The 12,179-nt window shown below is 43.6% G+C and carries 12 protein-coding genes; 7 read left to right on the forward strand and 5 right to left on the reverse strand.

Going from position 1 to position 12,179, the window contains the following annotated elements; translation table 11 throughout:
* The first annotated feature begins 19 nt into the window (after positions 1-19).
* On the forward strand, positions 20-925 hold the full coding sequence (locus R7Q11_RS16350; protein WP_086046771.1) for a TIGR03571 family LLM class oxidoreductase: 906 nt from the start codon (positions 20-22) through the stop codon (positions 923-925).
* Between the two features lie 115 nt (positions 926-1,040).
* On the opposite strand, the gene R7Q11_RS16355 is transcribed toward R7Q11_RS16350, so the two are convergent.
* Positions 1,041-1,925, reverse strand: a complete 885-nt coding sequence (locus tag R7Q11_RS16355; RefSeq protein ID WP_171343394.1) for a LysR family transcriptional regulator — start codon at positions 1,923-1,925, stop codon at positions 1,041-1,043.
* A 159-nt stretch (positions 1,926-2,084) separates the two neighbouring features.
* Here R7Q11_RS16355 and R7Q11_RS16360 point away from each other — a divergent pair, with 159 nt between their 5' ends.
* The 3 genes from R7Q11_RS16360 (at position 2,085) to R7Q11_RS16370 (ending at position 4,977) form a co-directional block, all read left to right on the forward strand.
* A complete protein-coding gene (locus R7Q11_RS16360) occupies positions 2,085-3,266 on the forward strand; it encodes an MFS transporter (RefSeq protein WP_225466581.1) in 1,182 nt (393 codons plus the stop codon).
* Between the two features lie 143 nt (positions 3,267-3,409).
* Positions 3,410-3,931, forward strand: a complete 522-nt coding sequence (locus R7Q11_RS16365) for a TetR/AcrR family transcriptional regulator (RefSeq protein ID WP_170897349.1) — start codon at positions 3,410-3,412, stop codon at positions 3,929-3,931.
* Positions 3,928-4,977, forward strand: coding sequence for an alcohol dehydrogenase family protein (locus R7Q11_RS16370; protein WP_171343392.1), 1,050 nt, complete (start codon positions 3,928-3,930; stop codon positions 4,975-4,977). Before R7Q11_RS16365 ends, R7Q11_RS16370 begins: the two co-directional genes overlap by 4 nt.
* Positions 4,978-5,170: 193 nt before the next feature.
* On the opposite strand, the gene R7Q11_RS16375 is transcribed toward R7Q11_RS16370, so the two are convergent.
* The gene (locus R7Q11_RS16375) at positions 5,171-6,082 is read right to left on the reverse strand and encodes a GlxA family transcriptional regulator (RefSeq protein WP_054579521.1); all 912 of its coding nucleotides are present in this window, start codon (positions 6,080-6,082) and stop codon (positions 5,171-5,173) included.
* A 114-nt stretch (positions 6,083-6,196) separates the two neighbouring features.
* On the opposite strand from R7Q11_RS16375, the gene R7Q11_RS16380 reads away from it, so the two are divergent.
* Together R7Q11_RS16380 and R7Q11_RS16385 are read left to right on the forward strand one after the other, a co-directional pair.
* Entirely contained in the window at positions 6,197-6,715 is a 519-nt protein-coding gene (locus R7Q11_RS16380) for a cysteine hydrolase family protein (protein WP_005377333.1), read from the forward strand.
* 120 nt (positions 6,716-6,835) lie between these two features.
* Positions 6,836-7,597, forward strand: a complete 762-nt coding sequence (locus tag R7Q11_RS16385; protein WP_225466582.1) for a transporter substrate-binding domain-containing protein — start codon at positions 6,836-6,838, stop codon at positions 7,595-7,597.
* Positions 7,598-7,695: 98 nt separating this feature from the next.
* Here the strand turns inward: R7Q11_RS16385 and R7Q11_RS16390 are convergent, their stop codons facing one another.
* Positions 7,696-8,769 (reverse strand): permease, encoded by a 1,074-nt coding sequence (locus R7Q11_RS16390; RefSeq protein WP_250154655.1) that lies wholly within the window; start codon positions 8,767-8,769, stop codon positions 7,696-7,698.
* Between the two features lie 346 nt (positions 8,770-9,115).
* Between R7Q11_RS16390 and R7Q11_RS16395 the strand changes: the two genes are divergently transcribed.
* Positions 9,116-10,108, forward strand: coding sequence for a zinc-binding dehydrogenase (locus tag R7Q11_RS16395; RefSeq protein WP_171343389.1), 993 nt, complete (start codon positions 9,116-9,118; stop codon positions 10,106-10,108).
* A 147-nt stretch (positions 10,109-10,255) separates the two neighbouring features.
* Here R7Q11_RS16395 and R7Q11_RS16400 read toward each other — a convergent pair whose 3' ends face one another.
* A complete protein-coding gene (locus R7Q11_RS16400; protein WP_225466583.1) occupies positions 10,256-11,158 on the reverse strand; it encodes a homocysteine S-methyltransferase family protein in 903 nt (300 codons plus the stop codon).
* A 276-nt stretch (positions 11,159-11,434) separates the two neighbouring features.
* Positions 11,435-12,169 (reverse strand): amino acid ABC transporter ATP-binding protein, encoded by a 735-nt coding sequence (locus tag R7Q11_RS16405; RefSeq protein ID WP_005377326.1) that lies wholly within the window; start codon positions 12,167-12,169, stop codon positions 11,435-11,437.
* Positions 12,170-12,179 lie beyond the last annotated feature (10 nt).

The following is a 12,179-nucleotide window of genomic DNA, read 5'->3' on the forward strand; positions in this document are numbered from 1 at the left end:
GTAATAGTCAGGCTTCATAATGCATAAAGATTTAAGTAACAGATTCACCATCGGGGTTGAGCTCCCCCTAGATAATGACTGGACCCAAGAAGGCCAGAAAAAACGCCTGCTCCAACGAAAACCGTTCGGCGTACCAGACATGAGTGCACATAAACAGCGTATTATGTTAGCCGATAAGTTAGGCTTTAACGTAGCGTGGGTGAGAGATGTCCCGTTGTACGACCCTAACTTTGGAGACGCGGCACAAATTTATGAACCGTTCAGTTATCTTGGCTATCTCTCTGCGTGCACCGACAACATTCTACTAGGGACAGCAGCGATAGTATTACCGTTAAGACAACCTTGGCTAGTGAAAAAAGCCGCTGCGACCATCAACGAGTTAAGTGGTGACCGCCTGATACTCGGTGTGGCTAGTGGAGACCGCCCTAGTGAATATCCCGTTTTTAATGCCAACTTTGACAGCCGTGGCTCAGCTTTTCGAGAAAGTGTAGAGATTTTGAAAGATACGCAAAATGATAAGCTGGGTAACGATCTACAGTTATTACCCGAGTTTGCTGATATTCCTATCTATGTCGCAGGGTTAGCGCAGCAAAGTCCACAATGGATAGGAGAAAACCTAGACGGCTGGCTCGCCTACCCAGGCACACCTGATGATCATGAACACCGCGTTGCACTTTGGCGCTCCGTAGCGGGAAACAAACCCTACGCCAGCTTTATTCATCTTGATTTAGTCGATAACCCAAATGCACCAGTCGTTCGGCATCATTTTGGTATCCAGGCCGGAGTCAATGGCTTGAGCGATGAGCTAGAAAAAATGCAAGAAGCAGGAGTCAATCACATCGGGTTGCATTTCCGTCGTAATAGCCAACCAATTGATAAATCAATGGAACAGATCGCTCAGTACGTGTTGCCACGCTTTAACTAAGAGCAAATAAAAATATGTGCCACCTTACTAAGGGGTGGCACGCTAGGCTTGGCAGTTGGAAAAACAAAAGCTGCAATAACGACAAAACTCTTTTGTTAAAACAACAATAATAGTGTTATTTTAAAGTAAGTCTTGGTTGAATAAAGTCGATGAACGCGGAAATACGCTTAGAGACTGAAGAAGATTTGTAGAACACAGCATTGACCTGTTCTCGTCCAGTATTTGTGATTTTTTCCGATTCAAACAATGCCACTAACCGTCCAGAATCAAGATCATCTTTCACCATAAAGCCAGATAAACATGCAATGCCGTTCCCTGCCAGCACTAACTGTCTAACCGTTTCACCACTGCTGGATAGGATATCAGGCTCTATCATCTCAAACCCTCGTAATGGCCACTGATTTAACACTTTAGCGCCAGAAAAACCGATCAAGTTATGACTGCGCAAATCGCTCACCGCTTCAGGGAAACCTCGTTTAGATAAATAACCAGGCGTGGCAACGATAAATAGTGGGCTTGTTCCTAAAGGTTTAGCATGCAGTGTTGAATCCGATAATCGTCCAATACGTATCGCCACATCGGTTCTTTTTTCCAATAGATCCACAAAACCCTCATTAGAGGTAAGATCGAGTTGAATATCAGGATAAGCCTCTTTAAATGGCTGAATTAAAGGCACGAGTTGATGTAAAACAAATGGGCTAGCGGCATCAACTCTTAAGCGTCCCTTGGGTAATTCACCTCGTGTGATGATCTCTTCTTCAGCTTGCTGTATTTGTAGTAAACCTAAGCGAACCACTTCAACAAACTGATGCCCTTCCTCAGTAACTTCGACTCTGCGCGTCGTGCGATTCAGCAACGTTACCCCCAACTGTGATTCAACTTTACTAACCGCACGAGATACCCTAGCGACTTGAATACCTAGTGCATCAGCAGCGGAAGAAAATCCGCCACTATCCACAACTGCCATGAGAATCTCTAATTCATCTGATCGGGTTAACATTTCACCCCCTTTCTTAACTGCGCATTTTCATCATTTATAACAAAAGTATTTTGTAATAAACACCATTTTTCGCAACGAATAACTCTTTAATAATACACGACATGGAAACGGGCTATTCGTTTATCCATTCATATTCAATGATTATAAGAGAGAGTTGTTATGCCTTTAGCTTTACTTGCATTGACGCTTAGCGCCTTTGCTATTGGAACCACGGAGTTTGTAATTGTCGGTCTGATACCGACTATGGCCTCCGACCTCAACGTATCATTACCTTCAGCGGGTCTTTTAGTTAGCCTGTACGCACTTGGTGTCGCGGTTGGTGCTCCCGTTTTAACAGCGCTGACTGGTAACTGGAAAAGAAAGTACGTTCTGCTTTCTGTTATGGCACTGTTTGTTCTTGGCAATCTGTTAGCCTGGCAAGCACCTGGATACAACACACTAGTTACAGCAAGGATACTGACCGGGCTTGCACACGGTGTGTTCTTTTCGATCGGCTCGACTATCGCCACTGGCCTAGTGTCAAAAGAAAAAGCCGCTAGCGCAATTGCTATTATGTTTACCGGTCTCACCGTAGCTCTAGTGACGGGCGTGCCACTTGGCACCTGGATTGGCCAGACATTTGGTTGGCAGGCAACCTTCCTAATCGTCGCGAGCCTTGGAATCATCGCACTGATAGGAAGCGCTCTGCTAGTGCCGAGTAATCTGAAACAACCACCAGCAACCAAGCTGTCATCGCAAGTAAAAGTCTTGACTCAACCTCGTCTACTTTTGGTGTACGCAATCACCGCGCTCGGTTACGGTGGTACGTTCACAGCCTTCACTTACTTGGCTCCTATTTTGGAAGAAGTTTCGGGGTTTGGCTCTAGCGCTATCAGCCTAATTATGTTGGTTTATGGTTTATCAGTCGCATTCGGCAACATCTGGGGCGGAAAGATGGCCGACTCTATGGGGCCAATCAAAGCTCTGACAGCGACTTTCTCGGGCCTAATTGTGGTATTGCTCGTGTTTAGTGTCACAGCATTTAATCCAATTTCTGCAGTAGTGACCATTCTTGTCTGGGGTGCCTTTGCCTTTGGTAACGTTCCAGGACTTCAAGTTTATGTTGTCAAACTAGCAGAGAAATATTCACCTGATGCAGTCGACGTCGCTTCTGGTCTCAACATTGCTGCATTTAACGTAGGTATTGCACTGGGTTCTTGGGGCGGTGGCCTTATCGTGGCCAATGCTGGGCTGATGCACACACCTTGGATTGGCGCGATCGTAGTATTAGGTGCTCTACTACTAACCCGTTTCAGCGGAATGCTAGACAAGCGTGGAGAGCAGCCCGCAACGGCACACTGATTCACGTTCCAAATCGATAAAAATCACTTAAGTTAGCCCGGCATTACGTCGGGCTTTCAATACAGAGTTTAAATACACCATTGACTGAGGTAGAAAGTTTATTCTACCCTTAGGTAAAACAAACGTTCTACCTGGTGTATCAAATAGTGAAAGAAAAAATCGCAGCAAGCCTAGAAAAAGCATTCAGTCAGTATGGCTTCGCCGAGCCGAGCGTACCCCAACTCAAAAACGCCTGCGAAGTCAGCCTGAGAACCCTGTACAAATACTACCCCTCCAAGGAAGCGATGATTGTTGCAGCTCTCGAGCATCGCCATCAAAGGTATTTGAGTTTTTTGCTCGAAGACGCCCCTGCCAATGGAACACCGGCTGTATTACACCTATTCACTCGCCTCGAGGATTGGATGAAGGAGTTTGCACCGAATGGCTGTATGTCCATCAATGCATTAGCAGCCTATCCAGAAAATCTATCTATTAATCAAGCAGTAAAACAACACAAATTGGCGGTTCGTCAGCTTATGGTCCAACTAAGTCAGCGAGAAGACCTCGCAACCACACTCTTCTTGTTACATGAAGGTCTATCCAACGCATGGCCGGTTCTCGGTCACGCTGCCTTTGTATCCGCTGAACACACTCTGCTAGAACTAATGAAGGAGAACAATCAATGACCACAATCCCGAAAGTCATGAAAGGCGTCCAACTTATCGGTCATGGTGGGCCAGATATGCTTCGTTACCGCGATGATCTACCTGTGCCAGTCCCCTCACCTGATGATGTATTGATCCAAGTTGCCGCCGCCGGAGTCAATAACACCGACATCAATACCCGAACAGCATGGTATTCTAAAAACGACGCCAATAGCATGGATGCAAGTTGGTCAGGAGACGCGCTATCTCTCCCTCGAATCCAAGGTGCCGATGTATGCGGTACCATCGTCGCTGTTGGTGAGAATATCTGCCCATCACGAGTCGGCCAGCGCGTGCTCATCGAACCATGTATTACGCGCTTCAACAGTCAAGCACTTAGCTCGCCTTGGTACTTCGGTTCAGAATGTGATGGTGGCTTTGCTCAGTTCACTGTTGTTGACAGTGAACATGCATATGCAGTGAATAGTAGTTTATCGGATATCGACTTGGCCTCCTTCCCTTGTTCTTATTCAACGGCCGAGAACATGCTTGTCCGCTCTAATGTCACAGCGAGCGATACCCTACTGATTTCAGGGGCATCCGGTGGTGTTGGCTCTGCCGCAATCCAACTGGCGAAGGCGCGTGGAGCATACGTCATTGCTATCGCCAGCCCAGAAAAAAAGGAACAGATCACGGCATTAGGAGCAAACCAAGTTATCCCTCGCGATGCAAATTTGCCGGCGACTCTCGGAGAAAACAGCGTTGACGTAGTGATTGATTTGGTCGCAGGAGAGCAGTGGCCACAATTTCTTCAGGTACTAAAGCCAGGATCAAGATACGCTGTTTCCGGCGCCATCGGCGGCCCAATTGTCGAGCTGGATGTAAGAACTCTTTACCTTAAAGACCTAGCGTTATTTGGCTGTACCGTTTTGGCACCAGAAGTATTCGGTAACTTGGTTCGCTATATCGAACAGAACGCAATTCGTCCCTTAGTCGCGGAGTCATTTCCCTTAAACCAGATAGGTCAAGCGCAAGAAGTATTTTCACGCAAGCAACATACTGGAAAACTGGTTTTGGAAATCACATAGCTTTTCGATTAACAGCGGTCTATACAAGTCGTTGTAATTTAAGAACACTTTAAGCATCCTAAAAAGTTCTCAATACTTAGAAGATCGCTACGGTTGGCTTAGCTTGTTATCCCTTTTCATCACGCTAAGCCAGCTTGTAAAAATATGCGGTGTTTATAAATGTTTAATACCAACATTATCTTACTTCTGGCGTTTATGAACAGAACCGAGATCTGAACGACTTTGGTGTTAAACCTACGATCCTATTAAATATTTTCCTGAACGCGCTCACATCTTGGTAACCCACTCTAAATGATATTGCGTCAAATGTTAGGGTTGTCGACTCAAGTAAATCACAAGCTTTTTGGACTCTTAAGCTTTGTATGTATTGGTTAACATTGAAACCTGTCGCCTTTTTAAAGCGTCGCTGCAATGTCCTTTCTGTTAAACAACTCAACTCTGCAAGCTCTTTATTGCTCAGTTTTCCTTGATAATGATCGTTTATATAGTGCTGTAGTTGAACAATTACCTCATCACCATGTTGGAAGTTTGGGGTAAACTGTTGATAAAAGCGTTGCTCTCTCGGACCAGTATCAATAACCAACATTTTTCCTAACAGGCGCATTACTGCCGGTGACGCAAATAAGGAAACCAATTCCAAGCCTAAATCCACCCATGACATCATACCCCCAGCCGTAATGATCGTTCCTTCGTTAATAAGGATGGCTTCTTGTCTTACGTGGATATCGGGAAACTGACTCGCTAATGAAGGAGCCAAGCCCCAGTGTGTTGTACAAGACTTATTGGTCAACAACTGGGTTTGAGCAAGAATAAAAGTACCAGCGCAGGCGGAGGCTAAAATCGCACCTTTACTATATTGGACATTTAACCAGTCGAGTAGCTCTGGCTCTGGTTCTAAGTAATATTGACCAGTGCCGCTAGGCGGAATCATTACCGCTGTTTTCACATCGAAGTGCGTGTTTGACCAGTGATCCAATATCTCTACTTCAAAGTGCACATCAACGCCCAATTTAGCCGCCGCACGGTTTGCCATCTCGAAGAGTTCGCTTAAACCATATACGGAGGCTTGCGAGCTATCTGGGTAATTAACGAGTGCTATTTTCATTTATCTTCAAGTGTCGCTTTTTGACTCTTTTGTGTCATTTTAGACTCTAAAGAAGGTGGCTAAAAGTCTTTATATTATTCGTACCGCAATGATCCTCAATAAAAGGAAAAGAAAATGACTCAAAAAGCCCTACTTGTAATTGATTTGCAAAACGACTATTTCCCAGAAGGAAAGTTTCCTTTATGGAATACAGAATCAACTTTAGACAATGTTAAGAGAGCAATAACTAAAGCCAATGAGCAAAACATTCCTGTGATTCATATTCAGCATATTGCCGATCCTGCCATGGGTATTGCCCCATTCTTCAATGAAGGCAGCGACGGTGCCAATATTCACCCAGAAGTTCTTGCTTTAGCGCCGAATTCCGAAATCGTGGTAAAGCACTTCGCAGATAGCTTTGAAGGAACACGTTTAGAAGAAGTATTGGCAAGCAAAAATGTAACAGAGTTACTTGTATGCGGAATGATGACACAAAACTGCGTCACACATACTGCTATCTCAAAATCTGCGGACAAGTATGATGTTTCGATCTTAATGGATAGCTGTACCACGGTCGATGAAATGATTCACAACATTGCACTTCACGCTGTCTCAACGAGAGTTCCCCTCGTAACTATTGAAGATAAGCTGTAATACACGTAAAACCTTTCGCTCACACAATGCGGGCGAAAGGTCACACATATATGCACTTTCATTGATATTTGCTTACTTTGTGTTAAACATTGGTTTCCAAATAGTTACAAGGAAACATTTATGAAATGGATAGTCGTATTGTTTATTAGCTTATTTTCAGTTTTCAGCCATGCGAAAGAGTGGAAACAAATTCGCTTCACTGTTGAAGGGGCTTACCCTCCATTTAGCTGGACGACAAAAGAGGGAAAGCTAGAAGGGTTTGAAGTCGACCTCGCTAACGCGTTATGCAAAGAGTTAGAAGTAAAGTGCGTTATCTCAAAAATGGATTGGGATGGCATCATCCCTTCTCTCCTTAGTCGCAAGAACGATGCGATTATTGCTGCAATGACAATCACAGAAGAACGAGAAAAGAAAGTCGATTTCACCGTCCCTTATGCAAAAGTACCGACTCGTTTTGTAATGAAAAATGATAGAGAAATCAATATGGATGATGGCAGCCTAAATCGTTTATCTATTGGAGTTCAAAGAGCCACAATTGGTGATAAGTACCTTTCTGCCTTGTATCCAGATGTTGATATTCGTCGTTATGGTACGTTCGATGAGGCATTTACCGATCTACTCAATGGACGGTTAGATGCTGTATTTGGCGGCTCAATCGGTTTAAGTGCTGGTTTTCTTGAAACTGCACAAGGTAAAGGCTATCACTTTACTGGACCAGCGTTTACAGAGGAAAAGTGGTTCGGCCGTGGCATTGGCGTAGCAGTGAGAAAACAAGACAAAGAATTAAAAGCATTACTCGATAGCGGAATACAAAAATTGATCCAGAGCGGTAAGCATAAAACCATCGCCAGCAAGTATTTCTCCTATAGTATTTACGAGTAACCTCTTTATCTTTTTATAGCCTGCGCGGTATAGGAAACTTCCCTTTCCCTATATGGCAACAAAAACAGAGCCCTCGAGCAATCGCCCGAGGGTTATTTTTATAAAAAAGCCCAGCTATATAAGTAACCCGCTCCCATGGCCATCGTTAAGATAACGATTAGGAAGGCAGCGATCATTTGGTTCTTAAAAATTGATTTCAACAAAATCACTTCTGTAAGACTTGCGCCAGCACTACCAATAATAAGCGCCATAACAGATCCAAGAGCCATACCTTTTTGTACTAGTGCCGCGCTAAGTGGAATGACCGCCTCTGCACGGATGTACAATGGAATACCAATGATTGCTGCGACCGGAATCGCGTACCACTTCGCTTCACCAGCGAACTCCGCAATGAACTCCGTCGGGATGAAGCCATAGATAAATGAACCAATCGCAATGCCCATCATGAGATAAGGGAACACTTGCTTAAAGTCTTTCCAAGTTGATTGCCAAATACGTACCCAGCGGCTAGGTTCTTTCTCTTCCACGACTGTCGCTGTTGCACTACCGTCTGATGAGCAGCAAGACACTTCCACTTTAGGTTCAGGTTTTGGTGCATCACCACAGCAAGATGTTTTCGCCGCAACTGGCGTAGGTTCATTGCAGGCGCTGGTACCACAGATTGATGCTGGTCTCGCTTCTTCTTTTTTCTTGCTTGAATCGCCACAAGAAGTACCGCACGAAGAAGAACCTACCGCTTGATATGCTTCTGGTTTGACGTAACGTTCAAACCCTAGTTTTTCAAGTACATAGCCTGCTACCACTGATACTGACATCGCGATAGCAAAGTAAAATACCGCAACTTTCCAACCAAAAGTCACCACAAACAAGCCAATAATCACTGGGTTAAGCAACGGGCTTGCAAATAGGAACACCATCATAGGTCCAAAACCTGCTCTTGCACGCAACAAGCCTTTTAAGAAAGGAATGGTCGAACACGAACAGAAAGGCGTAATCGAACCTAGCAACGCAGCAATGAAGTAACCTTTACCCTTTTTCGAGCTGAGAATAGATTGAATTTTTTCTGGCGTTAGAAAATCTTGCAACACACCGACAATGTAGCTAATTGCCAGAAATAAGATGATAAGTTCGGTTGCTAGAAACGCAAACATATCCAGCGCTTCTTTAGCCATAGTTATAATTTCTGTATTCACATTTACTCTCCTAGTCATTTTTCGCTAACGAGCTTACCTGATAGATAAGCCTTTATTTCGATATTTCTGGAATTATAGAATCACAAAACAAAAAATCAACAGAATATTTCCATAAAAATGGAATAATAAAACTAGTCATTACTTATCATAAAGTTACATGTCGTTAGCTATGCAGACTGGTTGTCGATGATAATTTCAGAGCATCTCGATTCCTTTTTATCAAACATAACCTAAAATTATCAAAATAAGAAAAAACCATAATTATTGCAGCAGCACCCTCTGAGTTAGTATGACTTTCGACCATTCTTAATAATAAGGAAAACCTATGAGAGCGATAACTTACCAACGAGATAACGATACTTTCTCTTTATCCGAATTACCTACACCAAAACTAGAAACCCAATTTGATGTATTGGTTAAAGTTAACGCTGTTGGTTTGAACCCTGTCGATGCAAAAATTCATTATTGGTCAGACATGGTCACTAACATGGATAACAATTTTGTTGGCGGGTTAGACGTATCAGGAGAAATAGTCTCTGTAGGCGATGCGGTCGTTGATTGGAAGGTTGGCGATAAAGTGTTGTATCACGGCAACATGAGGCGCCATCACGGTGGATTCGCTGAATTTGCTATCCATGATTCAAGAACGCTCATAAAGCACCCTCAGGTTCCGGTTGAAGTGGCAGCATCTACACCTTGCGCAGCCTGGACCGCATATCGCGCTTTGGTAGACAAGCTCGATATTTCAAATCGAAGCAGCATTTTTATCGCCGGAGGTGCTGGCGGCGTTGGAAGCTTTGCTATTCAGTTAGCAAAGACATTTGGTGTTGAACAGATCATTGCTACTAGTTCAGAAGCTAATCACGCATATTTGTCCTCGTTAGGAGCAACCCATATGATTGATTATCATCATGAAGATGTAATTAAGCGAGTAATGGACATTACCGGAAATCATGGCGTTGAGGTTGCACTCGATTGTGTAGGCGGTGATAACGACCGAATTGCAGCCTCGGTGTTAACCTTTGAGGGCGAAATGGTGGAGCTCGTCAAGACTGTCGACCCTTCTCAATATCCAGATGCCTTCTTAAAAGGCTTGGGCTTCCATCAAATAAGTTTGGGCTCTGGTCATGTCTTTGGCGAGAGAGGGTTTGCAAGTATCGTTAATGCCGGAAAGGAAGTGTCTGAGCTATTAGAAAATGGAGAATTGGAAGTACCGAAACTGAAGATCATCGGCTTAGAAGATGTAGGTAACGCACTCTTGGACATGCGAAATCAGAGAACAGTTGGAAAGATTGTCGTTAATCTGAACCAAAAATAATTAATAAAGATCTCGAGGCAAACTGGCAAAGTAATGAGCAAGTTAAAGCATCTTGTTACTTTGCCAGATATGAAAGACCTTTATTTTGTCTATAACGATGAATGAAAAACAAAACCTCTTGCCATACTTCCCTGCGCTTCACCAAAATTAGGCGTTTTCGAGAGTGTCTCTCCAAGTCGCTAGCAATTTAATATGACGTGGTTCAATCCCACAGCAACCACCAATAATGCTCGCTCCCTGCGCATGCCACTTTTTAGCATACTCAAGATATTCAGTCGGAGAGAAATGACGAACTTCCTGAATGGTCTCGTTGGCTTGGTGCGCTTGCTTTATCGGAGCAAAGCTATTTGCGAAAACACCTATCGTCAATTCTCTACCTGACTCACTCAATACTGCTTGTGTATCTATGATCGCTTGCTCGACAACTTCAGGGATAGAGCAATTGAAAAAGATACCTGAAACATTTGTTTTCAACAGCGTATTAACCGCGACTTTAAGAGATTCCCCTGAGCGAAGGCGAGGCAAAGAGTTAGGCTCATCCATTAAGGTGAAAGCAAGATAATTGGGCTTATCTGTTTTGGCTAAAATTATTGATAGAACTTCAACTTCAGCAAGGCTAGACACGGTCTCAGCTAACCAAATATCAACATATTGATCTTGAGCTTCAAATAACTCAGAAGCCACTTCCAGTGCCCTTTTCGGCTCGAATAATTCAGGCCTGTAAGACCCCATTACAGGAGGAAGAGAACCCGCAACGAGCACTCTATCGTTAGAGCTGGTGACTACATCTCTGGCAATTTTGGCTGCAGATTTTGCTAACTCAGTCCCCCGTTTTGCATAGAGTCCCTCGCCTAAGTGAAATGGAACACATGCATAACTGTTGACAGTGATAATCTCTGCGCCAGCGTCTATGAAATTCTCATGGGCCATTTTTACATGTTGTGGTGATTCAATTAGCGCTTGTGCACTCCAAAGCGGCTGAGAAAAAGGGGCGCCAATACGTTTCAACTCTCGCCCCATGCCACCATCTAAAATTGTTACTTTCTTCATTTAGACATCCATACCGCCAAACATCCATAAGCTCTATTCAAACACAATTTTTATCAATTCAAAATGAAATTGTTATGTTTAAAGTGAACAAAGACTTAATGGCTGATTAAACACTTTAGTATTTACCAGACCTTTCATTCGGACCAAGCTAATGTTATCGCCATTAACTTCGAGTAAAAAGCCCATTATCTATGTCTCTCGGCGAGGCGAACGTTACGAGCCACAATAGTGCATGAAGTGATTGAGGGGCTAACCCTCAATCAAATTTTCTTTTTATTATAAGACCTTAGATAAAAATTTCTGCAATCTAGGATTGGAGGGGTTATCAAAAAATCGCTCAGGAGAGTCAGAAACCAAAAGCTCACCATCTTCCATAAACAACACCCTATCAGCGACCTCTTTTGCGAAACCCATTTCATGAGTAACCACGACCATGGTCATTCCGTCCTTGGCCAAATCTTTCATCACATCAAGAACTTCTCCAACCATTTCAGGGTCTAGTGCTGATGTGGGTTCATCAAACAACATAATGTTGGGCTTCATTGCTAACGCACGAGCGATTGCGACGCGCTGCTGCTGTCCACCTGATAAATGATTAGGATAATTATCCATTCTCTCCGACAGACCGACTTTATAAAGCAAATCTTTTGCTTCTTTCTTCACCGATTCAGGGTCACGTTTAGAAACCTTTAAAGGTGCCAACATGACATTCTCTATCGCCGTTTTATGTGGAAAAAGGTTGAAGCCTTGAAATACCATGCCCACATCAGCGCGTAGTTTATTGATATCCGTAGATTTGTGGTACATATCGATACCATCTACGATTATAGACCCACTATTTATTGTCTCTAATTGATTAATCGTCCGTAAGAATGTTGACTTACCAGAACCTGACGGTCCTACGATGACAATCACTTCCCCTTTTTCTACATTTACCGATACGTCCTTGAGCGCATGGCAGCCATTAGGGTAAATTTTATTAATTGTTTTTGCTGAAATAATGTATTCCATTAATGACTCC

It is taken from the genome of Vibrio sp. 970 (assembly GCF_033339075.1).

What these genes read in the sequence shown, in the direction of transcription:
- R7Q11_RS16350 (WP_086046771.1), top strand. Translation starts at nt 20, where the DNA reads ATGCATAAAGATTTAAGTAACAGATTCACCATCGGGGTTGAGCTCCCC.
- R7Q11_RS16355 (WP_171343394.1), bottom strand. Translation starts at nt 1,925, where the DNA reads ATGTTAACCCGATCAGATGAATTAGAGATTCTCATGGCAGTTGTGGAT.
- R7Q11_RS16360 (WP_225466581.1), top strand. Translation starts at nt 2,085, where the DNA reads ATGCCTTTAGCTTTACTTGCATTGACGCTTAGCGCCTTTGCTATTGGA.
- R7Q11_RS16370 (WP_171343392.1), top strand. Translation starts at nt 3,928, where the DNA reads ATGACCACAATCCCGAAAGTCATGAAAGGCGTCCAACTTATCGGTCAT.
- R7Q11_RS16375 (WP_054579521.1), bottom strand. Translation starts at nt 6,082, where the DNA reads ATGAAAATAGCACTCGTTAATTACCCAGATAGCTCGCAAGCCTCCGTA.
- R7Q11_RS16380 (WP_005377333.1), top strand. Translation starts at nt 6,197, where the DNA reads ATGACTCAAAAAGCCCTACTTGTAATTGATTTGCAAAACGACTATTTC.
- R7Q11_RS16385 (WP_225466582.1), top strand. Translation starts at nt 6,836, where the DNA reads ATGAAATGGATAGTCGTATTGTTTATTAGCTTATTTTCAGTTTTCAGC.
- R7Q11_RS16390 (WP_250154655.1), bottom strand. Translation starts at nt 8,769, where the DNA reads ATGGCTAAAGAAGCGCTGGATATGTTTGCGTTTCTAGCAACCGAACTT.
- R7Q11_RS16395 (WP_171343389.1), top strand. Translation starts at nt 9,116, where the DNA reads ATGAGAGCGATAACTTACCAACGAGATAACGATACTTTCTCTTTATCC.
- R7Q11_RS16400 (WP_225466583.1), bottom strand. Translation starts at nt 11,158, where the DNA reads ATGAAGAAAGTAACAATTTTAGATGGTGGCATGGGGCGAGAGTTGAAA.
- R7Q11_RS16405 (WP_005377326.1), bottom strand. Translation starts at nt 12,169, where the DNA reads ATGGAATACATTATTTCAGCAAAAACAATTAATAAAATTTACCCTAAT.